The 20,672-nt window shown below is 69.8% G+C and carries 15 protein-coding genes and 1 pseudogene; 10 read left to right on the top strand and 6 right to left on the bottom strand.

Annotation, left to right across the window (positions count from 1 at the left end):
* Positions 1 to 442: 442 nt before the first annotated feature.
* The 4 genes from G6048_RS36435 to G6048_RS36450 form a co-directional block, all read right to left on the bottom strand.
* On the bottom strand, positions 443 to 2,248 hold the full coding sequence (locus tag G6048_RS36435) for an ABC transporter ATP-binding protein (protein WP_165343887.1): 1,806 nt from the start codon (positions 2,246 to 2,248) through the stop codon (positions 443 to 445).
* A gap of 5 nt (positions 2,249 to 2,253) precedes the next feature.
* Positions 2,254 to 4,020, bottom strand: coding sequence for an ABC transporter ATP-binding protein (locus tag G6048_RS36440; protein ID WP_328828020.1), 1,767 nt, complete (start codon positions 4,018 to 4,020; stop codon positions 2,254 to 2,256).
* Positions 4,021 to 4,130: 110 nt separating this feature from the next.
* Positions 4,131 to 5,999, bottom strand: a complete 1,869-nt coding sequence (locus tag G6048_RS36445; protein ID WP_165343874.1) for an ABC transporter ATP-binding protein — start codon at positions 5,997 to 5,999, stop codon at positions 4,131 to 4,133.
* Positions 5,996 to 8,062, bottom strand: coding sequence for an ABC transporter ATP-binding protein (locus G6048_RS36450; protein WP_165343875.1), 2,067 nt, complete (start codon positions 8,060 to 8,062; stop codon positions 5,996 to 5,998). Before G6048_RS36450 ends, G6048_RS36445 begins: the two co-directional genes overlap by 4 nt.
* Before the next feature lie 149 nt (positions 8,063 to 8,211).
* On the opposite strand from G6048_RS36450, the gene G6048_RS36455 reads away from it, so the two are divergent.
* From G6048_RS36455 to G6048_RS36480, 6 genes are all read left to right on the top strand, one after another.
* Positions 8,212 to 9,162: an ABC transporter ATP-binding protein gene (locus G6048_RS36455; RefSeq protein ID WP_408056208.1), complete on the top strand. Its 951-nt coding sequence runs from the start codon at positions 8,212 to 8,214 to the stop codon at positions 9,160 to 9,162.
* The gene (locus G6048_RS36460; RefSeq protein ID WP_165343877.1) at positions 9,159 to 9,896 is read left to right on the top strand and encodes an ABC transporter permease; all 738 of its coding nucleotides are present in this window, start codon (positions 9,159 to 9,161) and stop codon (positions 9,894 to 9,896) included. The genes G6048_RS36455 and G6048_RS36460 overlap by 4 nt, the downstream gene beginning before the upstream one ends.
* A 25-nt stretch (positions 9,897 to 9,921) precedes the next feature.
* Complete coding sequence (locus tag G6048_RS36465; protein WP_165343878.1) at positions 9,922 to 11,199, top strand: sensor histidine kinase; 1,278 nt, start codon at positions 9,922 to 9,924, stop codon at positions 11,197 to 11,199.
* Positions 11,189 to 11,824, top strand: coding sequence for a response regulator (locus tag G6048_RS36470; protein WP_165343879.1), 636 nt, complete (start codon positions 11,189 to 11,191; stop codon positions 11,822 to 11,824). Before G6048_RS36465 ends, G6048_RS36470 begins: the two co-directional genes overlap by 11 nt.
* Positions 11,825 to 12,148: 324 nt before the next feature.
* Entirely contained in the window at positions 12,149 to 13,804 is a 1,656-nt protein-coding gene (locus G6048_RS36475) for a M4 family metallopeptidase (RefSeq protein WP_165343880.1), read from the top strand.
* A gap of 77 nt (positions 13,805 to 13,881) precedes the next feature.
* Positions 13,882 to 14,400 (top strand): DUF1990 family protein, encoded by a 519-nt coding sequence (locus G6048_RS36480; protein ID WP_165343881.1) that lies wholly within the window; start codon positions 13,882 to 13,884, stop codon positions 14,398 to 14,400.
* Here the strand turns inward: G6048_RS36480 and G6048_RS36485 are convergent.
* Complete coding sequence (locus G6048_RS36485; RefSeq protein ID WP_165343882.1) at positions 14,397 to 14,699, bottom strand: hypothetical protein; 303 nt, start codon at positions 14,697 to 14,699, stop codon at positions 14,397 to 14,399. The two genes, G6048_RS36480 and G6048_RS36485, sit on opposite strands and share 4 nt — an antisense overlap.
* Positions 14,700 to 14,746: 47 nt before the next feature.
* Here G6048_RS36485 and G6048_RS36490 point away from each other — a divergent pair.
* From G6048_RS36490 to G6048_RS52075, 3 genes and pseudogenes are all read left to right on the top strand, one after another.
* A pseudogene (locus G6048_RS36490) lies at positions 14,747 to 15,013 on the top strand (ankyrin repeat domain-containing protein); the annotation flags it as partial.
* Positions 15,014 to 15,391: 378 nt separating this feature from the next.
* On the top strand, positions 15,392 to 15,685 hold the full coding sequence (locus tag G6048_RS36495; RefSeq protein ID WP_165343883.1) for a hypothetical protein: 294 nt from the start codon (positions 15,392 to 15,394) through the stop codon (positions 15,683 to 15,685).
* 128 nt (positions 15,686 to 15,813) lie between these two features.
* Positions 15,814 to 16,053, top strand: a complete 240-nt coding sequence (locus G6048_RS52075; RefSeq protein WP_408056209.1) for a DUF6188 family protein — start codon at positions 15,814 to 15,816, stop codon at positions 16,051 to 16,053.
* 194 nt (positions 16,054 to 16,247) lie between these two features.
* On the opposite strand, the gene glgP is transcribed toward G6048_RS52075, so the two are convergent.
* Positions 16,248 to 18,875: an alpha-glucan family phosphorylase gene (gene glgP / locus G6048_RS36500; protein ID WP_165343884.1), complete on the bottom strand. Its 2,628-nt coding sequence runs from the start codon at positions 18,873 to 18,875 to the stop codon at positions 16,248 to 16,250.
* Between the two features lie 456 nt (positions 18,876 to 19,331).
* On the opposite strand from glgP, the gene G6048_RS36505 reads away from it, so the two are divergent.
* The gene (locus G6048_RS36505; protein WP_165343885.1) at positions 19,332 to 20,531 is read left to right on the top strand and encodes a S8 family peptidase; all 1,200 of its coding nucleotides are present in this window, start codon (positions 19,332 to 19,334) and stop codon (positions 20,529 to 20,531) included.
* Positions 20,532 to 20,672 lie beyond the last annotated feature (141 nt).

Here is a 20,672-nt window from a genome sequence, read left to right on the forward strand (position 1 = left end):
TCGGGCATTGCGAACAGTGTGAGCTGGTCGTGGATGCTGGGCCCCCGAACGGTGGTGGGGCCGTGGGGCGGGTGCTTTCCGGGTGGGCGCGCTCGTGTCTGACGCACCACGGGGGTGCTGCGCGAGGTCCGTGCCGGAGCTGTCCGCTCCGTACGGCCTGGGCTGTGGTGACTCGGCGCTGCGGGGGCGGTTGTCCCGGTGCGATCCTCCGGTCGCACGGCCGCTGCTTCAGCACGCCGGGGGGCGGTGGTGGCAGCGGTTTGCCCGCCCCCACACCCCGGGAAGCACATGCCAGCGATTGACGAACAACTGCTCCCCTCTGCACGGGAAGGGCAGAAGACGATCGTCGACTGGATCATTCGCGACCGACCACACCCCTCCGCCCTGCCCGAAATGACCAACACTGGCCTACACATCCGGGAACTGTTTCCAACCCAAGCGCTCAACCGTCGTGTGCCTGGGCCTGCCCATGCCACGACCCCCACAGCGCCGCATACGCCCCGCCCGCCGCCACCAAGCTCTCATGCGTCCCCACCTCCGTCAGACACCCCGACTCCATGACGGCCACCCGGTCCGCGTCATGGGCCGTATGCAGGCGGTGGGCGATCGCGATCACCGTGCGCCCAGACAGCACGGCCGCCAGCGCATGCTCCGTATGACGAGCCGTGGCCGGATCAAGAAGCGCAGTCGCCTCGTCAAGGATCAACGTGTGCGGATCCGCCAACACCACCCGCGCCAGAGCAAGTTGCTGAGCCTGAGACCCATCCGGCCGATGCCCGTCGGGCCCCAACTCGGTATCGAGCCCGGAGCCCAGCTCGCCCACCCAGTCCGCGCCCACCGCCTCAAGGGCCGCCCACAACTCCCGGTCACCAGCGGCCGGTTCGGCAATCAGCAGGTTGTCCCGGACCGTCCCCAGGAACACATGGTGCTCCTGGGTGACGAGCACCACCTGCCGCCGCAACTGCTCCGGCCCCAGCGCAGCGACCGGCACCCGGCCCACAGTCACCGCCCCAGAACTCGGCGCGTCGATCCCCGCAAGCAGCCGGCTCAACGTCGTCTTCCCCGCCCCGGAGGGACCGACGATCGCCAGCCGCTCCCCCGGCCGCACCGTCAGGTCCACTCCGCACAGCACCTCGCCCCCACGGTCGTACGCGTACCGCACGCCCGTGACATCGATCCGGTCGTCCACGGGCGTGGGGCTGGCCGCCGTTGAGGCCTGCGGTGCCCGCCCCAGACCCTCCACGCGGGCGAACGACGCGCCACTGCTCTGCAACTGCTCGAGCCGCATCAGAATCGTGTCGAGCGGTGACTCGAGCTGACGCAGATACAGTGCCGCGGCGATCACCGCACCCAGGCTCATCAGTCCGCGCTCGTGCAGGACACTGCCCGCCAGCAGCACACCGGCCACGGGAAGGACGTACGAGAACTCAATGACCAGGAAGAACACGGAGCGCAGGTACAGCGTGTACATCCGGGTGCGACGGGACGTCTCGAGCGCCTCCCGGCTCGCCGCGATCCGCCGTCCCTGCAGCCCGAAGGCTTCGACCGTACGGGCCCCGGCGGCGGTGGCCGCCACGATCTCGGCGACCTCCGACGTGGCGGCACCCTCGGCGAGATACGCGGCGCGCGCCCGGCGCAGATACCAGCGCAGTACGAACCAGATGCCGACCTGACCGAGCACCGCACAGGCTCCGAGCAGCGGATCGAGGAAGAAGACCGCGCCGAGGATGAACAGGCACTGCACCGTGGAGATCAGCAACTCGGGTCCGGCGTCGCGCAGCGTGGTGCCCACCTGGGCGACATCGGCGGTGCCGCGCGCGGTCAGGTCACCCGTGCCCGCCCGCTCCACGACCGAGGCGGGCAGCGACAGGGCCCGCTCGACGAACTGCTCGCGCACCCGCGCCAGCGTCCGCTCCCCGAACCGGTGTCCCACATAGCGGGCCCACCGCGCCAGCAGCAACTGCGCCAGCGCGCACAGCAGAATGGCGAGGGCCAGCCGGTCCACGACGTCCACGCCGCCGCCCGCCCTGACCTCGTCGATGATGCGGCCGAGCAGCCAGGGGCCGACGAGTCCGACGGCGGCGGCCAGCGCGTTCAGGGCGAGCACGGCGACGAAGGCGCGCCCGTCGGCCCGGATCAGCCGCCCCGCCGCCCGCCGCACATCGACCGGTTCGGCGATGGGCAGCTGACTGGAGGACTGCCCAGAGGACGGCCCGGTGGACTGCCCGGTGGGCTGCTTCGAGGTCACCGAAGTCACCGAACGGCCTCCCCTACACCCGCGTCCACATCCCCGTCCGCGATCGCATCCGACTCGCCGTCAGGGTCCCCGTCCTCATCCGCGTCGCGAGCCACCAGCGCCCGGTATCCCGGCTCCTCGCCAAGGAGCCGACGATGGCTCCCGCTCGCCACCACCTTGCCGTCGACCAGGTAGAACACGGTGTCCGCCCGGTCCAGTACGAGCGGCGAAGTGCTGGTCACGACGGTCGTACGGCCCGCTCGTTCGGCCCGCAGCCGGTCCGCGACGGCGGACTCGGTGTGGGCGTCGAGTGCCGAGGTGGGTTCGACGGCGAGCAGCACTTCGGGGCCGGCCAGCAGCGCCCGTACGAGCCGTACCCGCTGGCGCTGGCCGCCGGACAGGCTGCGGCCTTGGGCGTCGACGGGCGAGTCGAGTCCGTCGGGCAGGCCTTGGACGATGTCGTCGGCCACGGCCGTGCGCACGGCACGTGCGATGTCCTCGTCGGCGGGATCGCGGCTGCCGGACACCAGCTCCCGCAGTGTTCCCGCGAACAGGTCCGCCTCGTTGTCCGCGACCAGGATGCGCTCGCGGATCTGGCCCAGTTCGATCTCGTCGAGGCGTACGCCGCCCCAGGTCGCCGCCGACTCGGTGTACCGGCCGAGGCGGTCGATCACGGCCGCGGACTCGGCGGGGCGGGCACCGGCCAGCGCGGTCAGCCGGCCGGGCGCCACGCGCACTCCGGACTCCGGGTCGTGCAGCGGCGAGGGTTCCGCGGGGGCGTCCAGTGCGCCGTGGTCGGCGGCCGGCGCCAGTCGGAGGAAGGCCGCGACGCGCCGTGCGGCCACGAGTCCGCGGCTGATGCCGTAGCCGCACTCCACGAAGAACGCCACCATCGGCACCAGGACGGCGACATAGCCGTACACCGACACCAACTCGCCCACGCTGAGCTGCCCTTGAGCCGTCAGCCGGGCCGCCAGCCAGGTCACCACGGCGAGGAACACCGTCGGCAGTCCGATGCCAAGGGCCTGGAGCCAACTCGTCACGGCCCCGACCCGGTAACCCTGGGCCCGCAGTCGCTGCGAGTCGCGGTGGAAGGCGTCGGCCACCAGGCCTTTGCCGCCCAGGCCGTTGAGGACGCGCAGTCCGCTCGCGAGGTCGCCGATGCGCGCGGTCAGCACGCTCTGCCGTTCGCGGTACGTGGTCTCCGTGCTCTGCAGCGGGCCGGCGATGACGGCGATGACCGGGATGCCGAGCAGGATGACTCCGGCCAGGAGGGGCGAGAGCGTCAGCAGCAGCCCGGCGACGGCCAGGTAGGCGACGAGTGCGCCGACTCCGGGGCCGACCACGGTCAGGGAGCCGCTGATCGTCTGCACGTCTCCGACACCGATCGTGACGACCTCACCGGCCCCGGCCCGGCGGGACAGCACGGCGCCCAGCCGGACCGCGTGGCCGACCACGACCTTGACCGTGCGGAAGTTGGCGTCCATCCGGAGCCTGGTCATCGTGCGGTGCCGCATGATGCTCAGCCACGAGTTGAACGCCCCCATGCCGAGCAGGGCCGCGGACCAGCCGATCAGCGCGGCCCGGTCGCCAGGCTCCAGACCGTCGTCGATCGCGCGGGACAGCAGATACGGCGCGAGCGCCATCAGCACGAACCACACGCTGCTCAGCAGCGCCCCGGCGGCGGACCGGCCCGACTGGGCCCTGACCAGCCACCACAGATACCGGCCGCCGCCTCGACAGTCGGGCGTACCCGGATCCCCGTACGCATCGATCTGCCCCACCCGTTGACCACCCTCCCCATCGACCGTCGGCCGTCAACCGACCGCTGACGTGCGCCACTGCCAGCCGTGCTCAGCTGCTCAGCTGCTCAGCTGCTCAGCTGCTCAGCTGCTCAGACCAGGCTGTCCCGCCATGCCTGGTGCAGATCCGCGAACCTGCCCGTCGCGGCGACGAGTTCGGCGGGCGAGCCGTCCTCGACGATCCGCCCGTGTTCCATCACCAGCACCCGGTCGGCGATCTCCACCGTCGACAGGCGGTGCGCGATGACGACCGCCGTCCGGCCCTTCAGGACGGTCGACATGGCGCGCTGGACGGCCCGTTCACCGGGGATGTCCAGGGAGCTGGTCGCCTCGTCGAGGATCAGGACCGCCGGGTCGGCGAGCAACGCCCGGGCGAACGCGACGAGTTGGCGCTGGCCTGCCGAGATACGGCCACCCCTCTTGCGTACGTCGGTGTCGTAGCCGTCGGGCAGGGCGCTGATGAAGTCATGGGCGCCGAGGGCCTTCGCGGCACGCTCGATGTCCTCGCGGGTGGCGTCGGGGCGGCCGATGGAGATGTTCTCGGCGACGGTGCCGGAGAAGAGGAAGGCCTCCTGGGTCACCATCACCACACCGCGTCTCAGTTCGGGCATCGCGAGTTCGCGCAGGTCGACGCCGTCCAGGAGGATGCGGCCTGCCGTGGGGTCGTAGAAGCGGGCGAGGAGTTTGGCGAGCGTCGACTTGCCGGCGCCTGTCGAGCCGACCACGGCGACGGTCTGCCCGGCGGGCAGCGTCAGGTCGAAGCGCGGCAGCACCTCGCCGCCCGTGCGGTAGCCGAACCGCACACCGTCGAAGACGACCTCGCGGCCCGGCTGTGCGGAGGCGAGCGCGGGCAGGGCCTTCGGCTCGGCGGGCTCCGGCACGGTGGGCGTCTGGGCGAGCAGGCCCGCGATCTTCTCCAGCGAGGCGGCCGCCGACTGGTAGGAGTTGAGGAACATGCCCAGCCGGTCGATGGGGTCGTACAGGCGGCGGAGGTAGAGGACCGAGGCTGCCAGTACGCCAAGCGCCAGCGACTCCGATGCCACTCGGTACGCGCCCCACAGCACGATCGCCGCGACGGTCGTGTTGGCGACCAGCCGGGACTTGACGACGTAGCGGGCCATTTCGAGCAGGGCGTCGCCGTTCTTGCGCTCGTGCCGGTGGTTGAGGACCCGGAACTCCTTGTCGTTGGTGTCCTCGCGGCGGAACGCCCGCACCGGCCGGATCCCGTTCATCGTCTCGGCGAACTTCACGATCACGGCGGCGATCGCGGTCGAGCGGATGGCGTAGACGCGGCCCGCGCGGCGCCGGTATTGGCGGATGAACAGGTAGAGCGGCGCGAACGACGCCACGGCCACCGCACCGAGGCCCAGGTCGAGCCAGAGCAGCATCGCCGAGATGTAGACGAAGGAGATGATGACGGTGATGAGTTCCTGCAGGCCCTCGTCGAGGAGCTCGCGCAGGGACTCGACGTCCGTGGTGGAGCGGGAGATGAGGCGGCCCGAGGTGTAGCGCTCGTGGAAGTCGATGCTCAGCGCCTGGGCGTGGCGGAAGATCCGGCCGCGCAGGTCGAGCAGCACGTCCTGGTTGACGCGCGCGGACGCGGTGATGAACGCGTACTGGAGCCCGCCCGAGGCCAGCGCGCACAGCAGGTACCCGACCGCCACGGCGATCAGCGGCCCGTGCCGGTCGTCGCGGAATGCGGGGACAGCGCTGTCGATGGCGTACGCCACGAGCAGCGGGCCCGCCTGCACGGCCGCCTGCTGGAGCAGGAGCAGCAGGGAGGTGAGGGCGACGCGGGCCTTCATCGGGGCGAGCAGGGAGCGCAGCAGGGCGGCGGTCGCGCCGGGCGGGGTGGGCAGCGCGTCGCGGTCGAAGGCGTCGCCTGTCTCCGGGAGGTCGCCGGCGGGCCGGTCCTTGCGGGGTTCCTGGTCCGGCGCGGTGGTCGTGGGCGCCGCGGTCATCGGTGGTCCTCCTTTTCCGCGACGGTCTCGCCGTACGCGACGACGGTCTCGGCGTACGCACCGCTCTCACCGTCAGCTTTCGGGTGGCCGACTTCCGGGTGATCGGCCGCCGGGTGATCGGCCTCCGGGTGTTCCGTGCCGGACATCAGCCGGGCGTACTCGGCGTTCGTGCGCAGCAGTTCGTGGTGGGTGCCGGTCGCGGCGATCCGGCCGCCGGAGAGCAGGGCCACGCGGTCGGCGAGCAGGACCGTGGACGGGCGGTGCGCCACGATCAGGGCGGTCGTCTCCGCGAGTACGCGGCGCAGGGCAGCCTCGACCGCGGCCTCCGTGTGCACGTCCAGCGCGGAGAGCGGGTCGTCGAGGACGAGGAAGCGAGGGCGGCCCACGACTGCCCTCGCCAGCGCGAGCCGTTGCCGCTGACCGCCGGAGAGGCTGAGGCCCTGCTCGCCGACCTGGGTGTCGGTGCCGTGCGGAAGGGCGTGGGTGAAGTCGGCCTGCGCGATGGCGAGGGCACGCTCCAACTCCCGCTGCCCAGCGTCGGGTTGGGCGCCCATGAGGACGTTCTCCCCGACGGAGGCCGAGAACAGGGTGGGCTCCTCGAAGGCCACGGCGACCTTGGAACGCAGCTCCTCACGGGGCATCGCCGTGATGTCCTCGCCGTCCAGGGTGATCCGGCCCGAGGTCACCTCGTGGAGGCGGGGGACGAGGGCGGTGAGGGTGGTCTTGCCGGTGCCGGTCGCGCCGACGAGAGCCATGGACTCGCCGGACCGGATGTGGAGGTCGATCCGGTCGAGTACGGGAGGAGCGTCGGCTGGGGCATCGGGGTAGCGGAACTGGACGCTGTGGAACTGGAGGCCGCCGTCGCACGTAGCTGCGGGCAGTCGTGCCGCTGGGGCGGCTCCCGACCCAAAGAGAGCGGCACCTCGCACCGCCGAGTCGCGTGCCCCACCCCCGACCGGCACCCGCTCGGGGCCACTGGACAACTCCGGCTCCGCGTCCATCACCTCGAAGTACCGCTCCGTCGCCGTAGCCGCCTCCTGCGTCATGGCCAGCAGGAAGCCGATGGAGTCGACCGGCCAGCGCAGCGCCAGCGCGGTGGAGAGGAAGGCGACGAGCGTGCCCGCGGACAGCGCACCGTCCGCGACCTGCACGGTCCCGAGGACCAGCGCCGCCCCGATGGCCAGCTCGGGCAGCGTCATGATGACGGCCCAGATCGCGGCGAGCAGCCGGGCCTTGCGCAACTCGGTGCCGCGCAGGGTCCCGGACAGTTCCCGGAAGGCCCGCGCCTGGCTGCGGTGCCGCCCGAACCCCTTGATGATCCGGATCCCGAGAACGCTCTCCTCGACGACCGTCGTCAGATCGCCCACCTGGTCCTGCGCGAGCCGCGCCACATCGGCGTACCGCTTCTCGAAGACGGAGCACACGACGATCACGGGCACGACCGGCCCCAGGATCACCAGGCCGAGCGTCCAGTCCTGCCACAGCATGATGGTCACGCCGACGACGATGGTCACGCCGTTGACCAGCAGGAACGTCAGCGGAAAGGCCAGGAACATACGCAGCAGCATCAGATCCGTCGTGCCCCGCGACAGCAGCTGACCCGAGGGCCAGCGGTCGTGGAAGGCGACCGGCAGTCGTTGCAGATGCCGGTACAGAGCCGCCCGCATCGACGCCTCGACACCGGCCAGCGGCCGGGCCACCAGCCACCGCCGCAGCCCGAACAGCAGCGCCTCGGCAAGTCCGAGCACCAACAGGGACAGCGCCCCCAGCCACACCCCGCGCGGATCCCGGTCGGCCACCGGCCCGTCCACGATCCACTTCAGTACGAGCGGGATCACCAGCCCCGTACACGAGGCGAGGATCGCGACGAACGCCGCCGTGAACAGCCGCGCCCGCACGGGCCGTACGTACGGCCACAGGCGCAGCAGGATCCGTACGACGGAACGGTCGCCGTCGCGGCGACCGGCGAGGTCCCTGTCCTTGGGGTTCTCGGAGTCCTCGGAGTCCTTGAGGTCCTTGTCCGTGAGGTCCTGGTCACTGGGGGCTGCGGGTGTGGTGGGCATCAGTAGTGAGACTACGGATCGGCACTGACACCGCCCACCGAGTTTCGGCCGGTCCTGCGCTCGTCCGGAGGACCTAGGACCGGTCCGACCTGCGAAGTCGTAGGCCCGTATCAACCGATCGGTCGATGTCTGTTCGAGCGAGACGGCCGATGTGCGGCACCCCGGCCGCCCGGGACCCTCGATGCATGACCACCACCCGACCCGTCATCGAAGTCAGCGGACTGCGCAAGTCGTACGGAGGGAGGGCCGTCGTCGACGGGATCTCCTTCGCCGTCGAGGAGGGGGAGATCTTCGGCATCCTCGGCCCGAACGGCGCCGGCAAGACGACCACCGTGGAATGCGTGGAGGGCCTGCGGATCCCGGACGCGGGCCGCGTACGCGTCACCGGTCTCGACCCCGTCGCCGACCACGACGCCGTCAGCCGTGTCCTCGGCGCCCAGCTCCAGGAGAGCGAACTCCAGGAGAAACTCACCGTCCGCGAGGCACTGGAGCTGTACGCCGCCTTCTACCCGAGGCCCGCCGACTGGCGCCCGCTCGCCGAACGCCTGGGCCTCACCGGCAAGTTGGACGCCCGCTTCGGCAAACTCAGCGGCGGCCAGAAGCAGCGCCTGTTCATCGCGCTCGCGCTGATCGGCGATCCGAGGGTCGTCGTGCTGGACGAGCTGACCACCGGCCTCGACCCGCGGGCCCGCCGTGACACCTGGGAGCTCATCGAGGACATCCGCGCGAACGGCGTCACCGTCCTCCTCGTCACCCACTTCATGGAGGAGGCGCAGCGCCTCTGCGACCGGATCGCGGTCATCGACCAGGGCCGGATCGCCGCGCTGGACACGCCTCGCGGGCTGATCGCCCGCGCCACGAGCGCCACCCTCATCAGCTTCACGCCCTCGGTCCCGCTCGACGAAGGCGAGCTGGCCGCGCTGCCCGCCGTGGCCTCCGTCGAGTGCGAGGACGGCCGGGTCACGCTCGGCGGCACGGACGAGACCGTCAACGCGGTCATCACGCTGCTCGCCCGGCAGCACATCACGGCCCATCAACTCCGTGTCACCGACGCCACGTTGGACGACGCGTTCCTCGATCTGACGGGAGTCGCACGATGAGCAGCACCGCCGTACTGAAGGCCGAGGCCCGGCTCTTCGGCCGCGAACCCGGCGCGAACTTCTGGATCCTGGCGTTCCCCACCCTGGTCCTGGCGATCCTCGGCAGCATCCCGGCGTTCCGCGCCACCCAGGACGACCTCGGCGGCCTCCGGGTCATCGACCTGTATGTACCGGTAGCGGTGCTGCTCGGCATGATCGTGGCCGGCCTGCAGTCCCTGCCGCCGGGCATCACCGGCTACCGCGAACGCGGCATCCTGCGCCGTATGTCGACGACTCCGGTACGACCGAGCGCGTTGCTGTCCGCACACATGGGACTGCACGGAGCCGCCGCCGTACTGTCCGCGCTGCTGGCGCTCTCGGTGGGCCGGATCGCGTTCGACGTGGCGCTGCCGCGCCAGCCCTTCGGATACGTGCTGGCGCTGCTGCTCGCCGTGGCGGCCGCCCTCGCCATGGGCGCCCTGATCTCGGCGCTGGCCCGCACCTCGAAGGCGGCGACGGCCGTCGGTACCGCGGCGTTCTTCCCGAGCATGTTCTGCGCGGGTGTCTACATCCCGGTGCAGACGATGCCGGATGTCCTCGTCCGCGTCGTCGAGTTCACCCCGTTCGGCGCGGCGGTCCAGGCTCTGAACGAGGCGGCGGCGGGGGACTGGCCGGGCTGGGTCCACCTGGGGGTGCTCGTCGGGTGGACGGTGCTGCTCACGGCGGGGGCCGCGCGCTGGTTCCGCTGGGAGTAGGCGGCCTGCCGTGCAGACTGGGGAGATGACCGCGGCGGACATGCAGGACCGGCAGATCGAGAAGCGGTGGCAGCAGTTCCACACTTGGGGTCCGTACGGGCTGCTCGGTATCTCCACTGTCCTCTCGGCCGTCACCGCCGAGCTGTTGGGCGGTCCCGTGGACTGGGCCGTGGGCGGGGTCCTGGTCGTCATCGCTCTCGCGCTCCAGGTGTGGTGGGACCGGGCCCGCCACCGCCGTCCCGACCGCCGACTGGCCCCCTCCCCGGTCGGAACGACGTACTACATCGTGCGCTGGGTGATCGCCTTCGTCCTCACCTGGATCAACCCGTTCTGCGCGTTCTACGCGGTCATGGGCTACTTCGACGCCGACAAGCTGATCCCGGGCAGACGTCGGCAGCGGCTCGCGCTGTTCCTCACCTCGATCGTCATGGCCGGCTCGCAGTCCGGCGGGCTGCCGCCGAAGAACGGGTTGCAGTGGGCGGTGTTCGCCGGGCTCCTGGTCGCCAACAACGCGATTCTGATGACGATCGTCCACATCTCCGAACAGGAGGAGATCCGTTCCGAGGCCCGGGCCGCCTCCATCGCCGAACTCGAGCGCACCAACGCCGCGTTGCAACAGGCCCTCGACGAGAACGCCGCCCTTCACGCCCAACTCCTCGTCCAGGCAAGGGAAGCGGGCGTCGCAGACGAGCGACGCCGGCTGGCCGCCGAGATCCACGACACCATCGCCCAGGGCCTGACCGGCATCATCGCCCAGCTCCAGGTCGTCGCGAACGCCCCCGACCTGCCGACCGCCCGCACCCACCTCGACCGCGCCTCCGCCCTGGCCCGCCACAGCCTCGGCGAGGCCCGCCGCTCCGTGCAGAACCTCGCGCCCGTCGCCCTGGAGCACGACGGGCTGCCCCAGGCGCTGAAGAAGACGGTCGCCGAGTGGGCCGAACGGACGGGCGTACGTGCCGAGTTCACCACCACGGGCACCGCCGAGCACCTGCACGAGGAGGTCTCGGCGACCCTGCTGCGCATCGCCCAGGAGGCCCTCTTCAACGCCTCCCGGCACGCCCAAGCCGACCGCCTCGGCGTCACCCTCTCCTTCATGGGCGACGAGGTCGTCCTCGACGTACGCGACGACGGCCGCGGCTTCGACCCCCTCACCCTCCCCTCCCGCAACGGCCACGGCGGCTTCGGCCTCGACGGCATGCGCGCCCGCGCCGAACGCATCGCGGGCTCACTGACGGTGGAGTCCGAACCAGGGCACGGTACGGCGGTGTCGGCTCGCGTACCGTTGGTGCGCCATGACCGATGACGCCACCATCACGCTCCTCATCGTCGACGACCATCCCGTCGTACGGGACGGCCTGCGCGGCATGTTCGAATCAGCACCGGGATTCACGGTGCTGGGCGAGGCGTCGAACGGCGTGGAGGCCGTGACGCTGGCCCAATCCCTGGACCCGGACGTCGTGTTGATGGACCTCCGCATGCCCGGCGGCAACGGCGTGGAGGCCATCGCCGAACTGACCCGCCAGGGCGCCCGCACCAGGATCCTGGTCCTGACGACGTACGACACGGACTCCGACACCCTCCCCGCGATCGAGGCGGGCGCGACGGGCTACCTCCTGAAGGACGCCCCGAGAGACGAACTCTTCACGGCGGTCCGCGCGGCGGCGGAGGGCCGTACGGTCCTGTCTCCAGCGGTGGCGTCCCGCCTGGTCTCAGCAGTCCGAACCCCCGCAGGCGAGCCCCTGTCAACCCGCGAACGCGAGGTCCTGACTCTGGTGGCGAAGGGCACCTCAAACCGAGAGATCGCCCGAGTCCTCTTCATCAGCGAGGCGACGGTCAAGACCCACCTGACGCACCTGTACGCCAAGTTGGGCGTAAAGGACCGGGCGGCGGCGGTGGCGGTTGGGTACGACCGAGGCATCTTGGGCTGAGCCCCGCAGAGGCGCGGGGCTGTATCAATGTGCGGCTCCGCCGCGATGGGGGTCCCCCCGCTCGAGCGAATTCGAGAGTGGGGGAGCGACGGGCCACGACGAACCCGCACTCGCCCATGAACCAACTCCCCACCCCCGTAGGCGAACGGATGCTGGACGATTTCCGGCCAACATCCGTTCACCCCACTGACATGCACACGCCTCACCTGGCACTCTTCACGTCACGCGACACTCCCGCACAGCTGCCGCAGGCACCCCGCACCGCCCCTTCACCCGCCCGACGGGCCGTCCATGCCTGTCGTGCACCCCCACAAAGGAGCTTGTGTGACCCCCCTCTACGCGCATCACAAGCGCACCACTCTGGCCATAGCCACCGCCGTCGCGGCCGGAGCCCTCCTCACCGCCGGTCTGACCACCGGCGCCACCGCCCAGTCCCCCGCCGAGCCGTCCGGCTCCACCGGCACGCAACTCGCGGCCGCCCCCGTCCAGTTGACCCCAGCAGCTCGTACAAGCCTGATCAAGAAGGCCGACGCGGCGACGACCGAAACGGCAGACGAGATAGGCCTCGGCGCCAAGGAGAAACTGGTCGTCAGAGACGTCGTCAAGGACGCCGACGGCACGACGCACACCCGCTACGAGCGGACGTACGACGGACTCCCCGTCCTCGGCGGCGACTTGGTGATCCACGAGACCAAGTCCGGTAAGACGGAGGGTGTGACGAGGGCGACGAAGGCCGACATCAAGGTCACCGACGTCACGCCCGATATCGCCAAGTCCACGGCGGAGAAGCAGGCGTTGAAGGCCGCCAAGGCGGAGGGCAGCAAGAAGTCCGCGGCCGACAAGGCCCCCCGCAAGGTCATCTGGGCCGCGAGCGGCAAGCCGGCCCTCGCGTACGAGACGGTCGTCGGCGGCTTCCAGCACGACGGCACCCCGCAGGAACTGCACGTCATCACGGACGCCACCACGGGCGAGAAGCTGTACGAGTGGGAGGCGATCCAGACCGGTTCGGGCCACAGCCAGTACAGCGGCGACGTCACCATCGGCACCTCGCAGTCGGGCTCGACGTACCAGCTCAACGACCCGACCCGGGGCGCCAGCAAGACGTACAACCTCAACCGCGGTACGTCCGGCACCGGCACCCTCTTCACCGACGCCGACGACACCTGGGGCACGGGCGCGGCCTCCGACGCCCAGACCGCCGCCGTCGACGCGCACTTCGGCGCGCAGGTCACCTGGGACTTCTACAAGAACGTCCTCGGCCGCAGCGGCATCAAGAACGACGGCAAGGCCGCCTACTCCCGCGTCCACTACGGCAACGCGTACGTCAACGCCTTCTGGTCCGACGGCTGCTTCTGCATGACCTACGGCGACGGCGCGGGCAACGCGAAGCCGCTGACGTCGATCGACGTGGCGGCCCACGAGATGACGCACGGCGTCACGTCCAACACCGCGGGCCTCAACTACAGCGGTGAATCAGGTGGGTTGAACGAGGCGACGTCCGACATCTTCGGCGCGGCGGTGGAGTTCTACGCCGACAACTCGAAGGACGTGGGCGACTACCTGATCGGCGAGAAGATCGACATCAACGGCGACGGCACGCCGCTGCGCTACATGGACAAGCCCAGCAAGGACGGCGACTCGGCCGACGCCTGGTCCTCCAGCCTCGGCGGTATGGACGTCCACCACTCCTCCGGCCCGGCGAACCACTTCTTCTACCTGCTGAGCGAGGGCAGCGGCACCAAGACGATCAACGGAGTCACCTACGACTCCCCCACCTCCAACGGCTCCACCATCACCGGCATCGGCCGCGACAAGGCGGTCCAGATCTGGTACAAGGCGCTCACCGAGTACATGACGTCGACGACGAAGTACGCGGGCGCCCGCACGGCGACGCTCAGCGCGGCGAGCGACCTGTACGGCTCAACGAGCACGGAGTACAAGGCGGTTCAGGCGGCCTGGGCCGCGGTCAACGTGAACTGACGCTCCCCCAGTCACCGCACGCACATGGGCAGCCCCCGAAAAGAAGGCGTTCCGGGGGCTGCCCTACGCTGCTCCCCATGCCCTCCACGGAAACGCCCTTCACGTACGAGGACGTGGGCGCGACCCGCGAGAACCGCACCCCGCCCGGCTTCCACCCCCTACACGTCAGAACACGCATCGGCGAGGGCCGCGAGGTCTTCGAAGCGTCCGCTGAGGCAGTCCTGACCTGGGAACTCCACCGGGCGATAGGCGTAGGCATCACCACAGAAGCCCCCAAGGCCACCCCCGGCGTAGAACTGACGGTCACCCTGGGCGGCCTCATCAAAGCCCCCTGCCGAATCGTCTGGACGGTAGAAGAACCCCGCCGATCCGGCTGGGCCTACGGCACCCTCCCCGGCCACCCCGAATCCGGCGAAGAAGCCTTCCTGGTCGAAATGACAGGCGACGGCACGGTCTGGCTGACCGTCACGGCCTTCAGCCGCCCGGCGAAGTGGTACGCCCGGGCGGGCGGGCCGGCGACGCGGGGGTTGCAGCATGCGTATGCACGGAGGTGTGGGGTGGTTTTGCGGCGGTTGCATGGGGGTGACGAGGTCTAGAGCCGGGCCAGCCCGTCGATGGACTCCAAGCCTGTATGCAGGGCAGGAGCCGAGCTCGTAGTCAGCAACAACACGCGGCTCGTCGGGTGTTCTGACGCGTAGAGCTCGTCTTCGTCATCGTCGCCCGGAATGGAGTTGGGCTGGATCTGCACGCGCCCATCGGAGTGTTCGGCTGTGTAGTAGACGCCTCGGTAGTAACTGTCGCGCTCGGTGAACACCAGCCCGAGGCGACTGGTGACAAGCTGAGCCAACTCGCTCGGGCTGTGCGTGCTGGTGCCGTAAGTGGTGTATTCGGTCATGGTGGGCAGACCTTATGCCGCAAATTGGCTGACGGTGCTGAAATTCGCTGGCCGACGGGGCGGATCCCAACGAGGTGTTCGCCAACATGACGCTGCTGACGCATGCCATCGATGCCGAGGGCGACGGCGCCTTGCAGAGTGGCCGCCCTCTGACCGTGCACACCACTGCAGTGCTGCTTGCTTTCGGTGCCGATCCCGAACTCGCAGATCCCTATGGGCACACGCCTATGCACATGGCTGCGGACTACGGCCATGACCTGGCGGTGAACCTGCTGCGGGAACACATCAGCAGGCGAGCCGCCGATGACAGATGAGGATGCAGGTTGCAGCGAGGGCCGAGGGCTCGCAGAAAGCGTGAACACACAGGGTGAATATGCCCTTCAGGCTCTCAAACGAGCTATGCGTGAACACCACGGGGAGAAATGCTCACGGCGCGGGACTCAACACCACCGGGCCAACCGCAGAGGGCTCACTTGTTTGCGTGTCGAGCATCAGGACCAGTCTCTGCTCGCTCATTTCGAACAGTGCTGGGGGGAACGTGCATGCACGAAAGCGGCTGGCTGGACCGGCTGCCACAGCGATGATCGGGGCACTTCTTGTGGGGGGGATGTACGACAGATCAAGAGCCGAGCGACTCGGCTGGCACCGCGAGGGCTACGGAGTTCGTCGGCGTAGCTGCCCGCACTTTGACCATGGCACAGCTCAAAGCCGTCACCTTCCGGGAGGGAGAGGTACCGCAGGCCCGTGAGGGCGCTATCCCCGTCCAGGAGCCACAACCGGAGAGCGGCCAGGAATCCTTTCCTCCGGTCTCGGACCCGGCCTGCCAGACAGTCCGCGAGAACAGTGCTGCCAAGGACGCGTCCACTTACGTTGGGCAGACCTTCAACTGGAAGGGCGACATCTGGCCCGGTACATCGACGCTCGCCTCCTACGAGGGCACCGAGGCCGAACACGGGCGGTACTTCCCCTCACGTCGCTCAGGGTAAGTACCGCCGGGCTGCTTCAATCCGCGATCGGCAGGTACACCCGCTTCCCGCTCACCGCAGACGCCTGCGACTTCTGCTGCATCCCCCCAGCGGGGGTTGCAGCATGCGTGTCAGGCTGACGGCTTCATGTGGCTTTCGATCCGTGTACGCCGGACCTCGTGGCTCCCCAACTCGTCCGGCTGGCCAGTGACGTGATTTCTCAGGCCGAGGTGGGAAATTCCGGGGAGCTTACGTGGGAATTCGAGAGTGGCGTGAAACTGACTGTCCGGCCCGATGAGGACTATGAGGCGTGGGGGCTTGTCGGGCCGAAGAGAAGGCGGGTGATCTGCACACCCGGAGGGGAGGTCGCGGTGTGGAGCGCGGAGTGAAGGAACGCAGGGGTCGGGAAGCTCTCGACGTTGTCGGCCAAGCATCCCCCGGCAGGGGGTTGGTCCGGGAAATGTGACACTTGCCGGGGCAAGTGTCACATTTCCCGGATCGCCTACCTGGGTCCCGCAGCGTCAGCCGCCGCGCCGCACGGCGCGCCAGTCGGCCGCTCAACCACAAACCAGTTCACGCCCCCTCACCGCATCAAAACCCCCGCCGCCTCCACCAACTCCTCCGAAGGCACCGCCACCAGCCCCAGCTCCGCACTCGACGCCAGCAATCGGTGCGTCGGCAGGATGCGGACCGTGTAGCCGAAGGGGCCGGTGCGGTCCAGGGACAGCGGGCCCTCGTACAGCCAGCGGCCCTCCGGGTCCGGGCCGCCTGCTGGTTTCAGGGGGATCGCTGTGCCGTCCGTGATGCGGTCCTCCGCGTCGACTCGGCCTGAGACCGCCTGGACCTCGACGTCGTCGGGGGCCAGGTCGCCCAGGCCCACTTGGACCCGTAGGGACATGGTTGTGCCGAGTTCCGCTGTCGTCGTGGCTGCCGAGGTCTCCACGTGGTCGACCGTGACGCGTGGCCATGCCGTGCGGACTCGGGACTTCCAGGTGGCCAGTTCGCGGGCGGAGGAGGGGTCCATGGAGCGGTGGGCGCGGGCGGCGGGGGCGTAGAGGCGTTCTACGTACTCGCGGACCATGCGGCCGGCCAGAACCTTCGGGCCGAGCAGTGTCAGGGTCTGGCGGACCATTTCGATCCAGCGGTCGGGGAGGCCGGCGGGGCCGCGGTCGTAGAAGCGGGGGGCCACGCGCTGCTCCAGCAGCTCGTACAGCGCCGACGCCTCCAGGTCGTCGCGGCGGTCCTCGTCCGTCGCCGCCGTGCCGTCCGCCGTGGGGATCGCCCAGCCGAAGTCCGGCTGGAACCATTCGTCCCACCAGCCGTCCAGGACCGACAGGTTCAGGCAGCCGTTCAGCGCCGCCTTCATGCCGGATGTGCCGCAGGCCTCCAGGGGGCGCAGCGGGTTGTTGAGCCAGATGTCGCAGCCGGGGTAGAGCTTCTGGGCCATCGCCATGCCGTAGTCGGGGAGGAACACGATCCGGTGGCGTACGCGCGGGTCGTCCGCGAAGCGCACCAGTTCCTGGATGAGGCGCTTGCCGCCGTCGTCCGCCGGGTGCGCCTTGCCCGCCACCACGATCTGGACAGGGCGCTCTGGGTGCAGCAGCAGGTCCAGCAGGCGGTCGCGGTCGCGGAGCATCAGCGTCAGGCGCTTGTAGGAGGGGACTCTGCGCGCGAAGCCGATCGTCAGTACGTCCGGGTCCAGCACGCCGTCGATCCAGCCGAGTTCGGCCGAGCCGGCGCCGCGCTGACGCCAGGACGCGTTCAGCCGCTCCCGTACCTCTGTGACCAACTGTTCGCGCAGTACCCGGCGCAGTTCCCAGATGTCCTGGTCGGGGATCTCGGCCACGGCGTCCCAGCGGTCCGAGGCGCCGACCGTCATGGCGTCCTCCGTGCGCTGCGCGCCGATCTGGCGGGCGCCGAGCCGGAAGACCTCGGGCGCCACCCAGGTGGGCGCGTGCACCCCGTTCGTCACGGAGGTGATCGGCACCTCGTCGGGGTCGAAGCCCGGCCAGAGCCCGGAGAACATCTCCCGGCTGACGTGCCCGTGCAGCAACGACACCCCGTTGGCGCGCTGGCCGAGCCGCAGGCCCATCACCGCCATGTTGAAGAGGTTGGGCTCGCCGCCTGGATACGTCTCCATCCCGAGCTGGAGGATCCGCTCCACCTCGATCCGCGGAAGTTCCGCCTCCGGACCGAAGTGCCGGGCCACCAGCTCCCGGTCGAAGCGGTCGATTCCGGCGGGAACGGGGGTGTGGGTCGTGAAGACGGTTCCGGCGCGGACCGCCTCCAGCGCGGCGTCGAAGTCCAGGTCCTCGTAAGAGAGTTCGTGAATACGTTCAAGACCGAGGAATCCGGCATGCCCCTCGTTCGTATGGAAGACCTCCGGCCGCGCGTGCCCGGTCAGGCGGCAGTACGTACGGACCGCGCGCACCCCGCCGATCCCCAGCAGCATCTCCTGGAGCAGCCGGTGCTCGCTGCCGCCGCCGTACAGCCGGTCCGTCACGCCGCGCTCGCCGAGGTCGTTCTCCTCGACGTCCGAGTCGAGCAGCAGCAGCGGGACCCGGCCGACCTGCGCCAGCCAGATACGGGCCCGGAGCGATTTCTCGCCGGGCAGGGCCAGCGCGACCTGGGACGGCGTGCCGTCCTCCTCGCGCAGGAGCGAGAGCGGGAGTTCGTTCGGGTCGAGGACCGGATAGTGCTCCTGCTGCCAGCCGTCCCGCGACAGCGTCTGCCGGAAGTAGCCGTGCCGGTAGAGCAGTCCGACACCGATCAGGGGTACGCCGAGATCGCTGGCCGCCTTGAGATGGTCCCCGGCGAGGATGCCGAGGCCGCCGGAGTACTGGGGCAGCGCGGCCGTGATGCCGAACTCGGGTGAGAAGTAGGCGATGGCGGCGGGCAGTTCCGAGGACTGGGCCTGGGTCTGGTACCAGCGGTCGCCGGTCACGTAGTCGTTCAGGTCGTCGGCCGCCGCGGCGAGCCGCCGCAGGAAGCGCCGGTCCTCGGCCAGCTCGGCGAGCCGTCCGGGGGACACGTTCCCCAGAAGGCGTACGGGATCGGATTCGGAGGCGGCCCAGCGCTCGGGGTCCACGGACTGGAAGAGATCACGGGTCTCGGCATGCCAGGACCAGCGCAGATTGCGCGCCAGATCGCTGAGTGGGTGAAGGGCTTCGGGTAGTACGGGACGCACGGTGAACCTGCGGATGGCCTTCACGAGCTTCCACCTTCACGGGGGCCTACGCGGCAACGGTGCGCACTCTTACGCGTGCGCGACTTTTGTCACCCATGACGGTAGCGGCGACTGCCGCCGGCAACCACGGCGCCAATCGCTCCGCGGGTGGCACAGGTCTACGTCTGCGGGTTGTTTGTGGCTGATTGCTCCCCGCGGCGGAGCCGCAAATGTCACAGCCCCGCGCCACCAACCGGGGCGCTCCCCTGCGCCGGAGTTGTAGAGGGCACCGTCTCGCATCGTGCCCGTACAGAACCCGGCTTGAAATCGCCGCAACCTTCACACGTAAACCACGCGAGATATGGCCGATTCCGCCACGCCACGCGGCCTTGTGGCACGTCACAGCGCACGAGAGGCTGCCAGAGGCGATCCGACCTGCACCTGTCAGGGCACCGCGCAAATGCGGTCGGAGTACGTCGAGTTGAGGAGGGGAACTCACATATGACAGTGACGTCCAAACGGCGTCTGTCCTGGGCAGGAGGCCTCACCGCGGTCGTTACGGCCGCGGTGCTTTCGGCCACCACCCTGCCCGCGCAGGCCGCCCCACTGGGGCAGATACTCGGCGCCGACACCCCCGGCTCCGTCAGTGGCAGCTACATCGTCACGCTCAAGGGCGGAACGAAGGCCCCGTCGAACGCGGGCAAGGGCCTCGTCGAAAACTATGGGGCGAAAATCAGCCACACCTACAGCACCGCGATCAATGGCTATGCGGTGAAGGTCGACGAGCAGCAGGCCAAGCGGCTGGCCGCCGACTCACGCGTGGCCGCGGTCACGCAGGACACCAGAGTCACTCTCGATCACACGCAGAAGAACCCGCCGTGGGGCCTCGACCGCATCGACCAGCCGAACCTGCCGCTGGACAAGAGCTACACGTGGCCGGAATCCGCGGGCCAGGGTGTGACGGCGTACGTCATCGACACCGGCATCCGGACCACGCACCAGGACTTCGGCGGCCGGGCGAGCTCCGGCTGGGACTTCGTCGACAATGACGCCACCGCGCAGGACGGCCAGGGCCACGGCACACATGTGGCGGGCACGATCGCCGGCACGACGTACGGCGTGGCGAAGAAGGCGAAGGTCGTCGGGGTCCGCGTACTCGACAACGAGGGTGCGGGCACCACGGCTCAGGTGATCGCGGGCATCGACTGGGTGACCAAGAACGCCCAGAAGCCCGCGGTGGCCAACATGAGCCTGGGCGGCTTCGCGAACGCCCAACTCGACGCCGCCGTCCGCAACTCCATCGCGTCCGGCGTCACGTACGCGGTCGCGGCCGGCAACGACGGACTGCCCGCCAGCCTGTACTCGCCGGCCCGGGTCCAGGAAGCCATCACGGTCGGCGCGAGCGACCCGGCGGACGCGCGGGCAAGCTTCTCCAACTGGGGCGCACGGCTCGACCTGTTCGCACCCGGCGTGGACGTCACCTCCGCGTCGAACGCGAGCGACACCGCGAAAGCCACCTTCTCCGGTACGTCGATGGCGTCGCCCCACACCGCGGGCGCGGCGGCGCTCTACCTCGCCGATCACGCCACGGCGAGTCCGGCCGACGTGAGCAAGGCGCTTGTCGCACAGGCGGCGTCCGGGAAGATAGCCACCGCTGGCCTCGGCTCGCCGAACAAGCTCTTGCAGGTCAGCAACCCCTAAGTTGTTGCGCATTCACCGACCGGCCTCGTCCGCCACGTATCACCGGACGGGGCCGGTCTTGTGTGCGGAGATACGCGCGAGTAGTTAACAACGTGCCGGATTGCCCACCCGATTAGGGTGGGAAGGCTCCCCCGTATGCCC

The sequence above is a fragment of the Streptomyces ureilyticus genome, from assembly GCF_011045025.1.
Lineage (GTDB): Bacteria > Actinomycetota > Actinomycetes > Streptomycetales > Streptomycetaceae > Streptomyces > Streptomyces ureilyticus.

Bases quoted from the DNA above. Each gene is read 5' to 3' on its own strand.
- G6048_RS36455 (WP_408056208.1), top strand. From the start codon at position 8,212: ATGTGCGGCACCCCGGCCGCCCGGGACCCTCGATGCATGACCACCACC.
- G6048_RS36480 (WP_165343881.1), top strand. From the start codon at position 13,882: ATGCCCTCCACGGAAACGCCCTTCACGTACGAGGACGTGGGCGCGACC.
- G6048_RS36470 (WP_165343879.1), top strand. From the start codon at position 11,189: ATGACCGATGACGCCACCATCACGCTCCTCATCGTCGACGACCATCCC.
- G6048_RS36505 (WP_165343885.1), top strand. From the start codon at position 19,332: ATGACAGTGACGTCCAAACGGCGTCTGTCCTGGGCAGGAGGCCTCACC.
- G6048_RS36445 (WP_165343874.1), bottom strand. From the start codon at position 5,999: ATGACCGCGGCGCCCACGACCACCGCGCCGGACCAGGAACCCCGCAAG.
- G6048_RS36485 (WP_165343882.1), bottom strand. From the start codon at position 14,699: ATGACCGAATACACCACTTACGGCACCAGCACGCACAGCCCGAGCGAG.
- G6048_RS36465 (WP_165343878.1), top strand. From the start codon at position 9,922: ATGACCGCGGCGGACATGCAGGACCGGCAGATCGAGAAGCGGTGGCAG.
- G6048_RS36495 (WP_165343883.1), top strand. From the start codon at position 15,392: ATGGCACAGCTCAAAGCCGTCACCTTCCGGGAGGGAGAGGTACCGCAG.
- G6048_RS36460 (WP_165343877.1), top strand. From the start codon at position 9,159: ATGAGCAGCACCGCCGTACTGAAGGCCGAGGCCCGGCTCTTCGGCCGC.
- G6048_RS36450 (WP_165343875.1), bottom strand. From the start codon at position 8,062: ATGCCCACCACACCCGCAGCCCCCAGTGACCAGGACCTCACGGACAAG.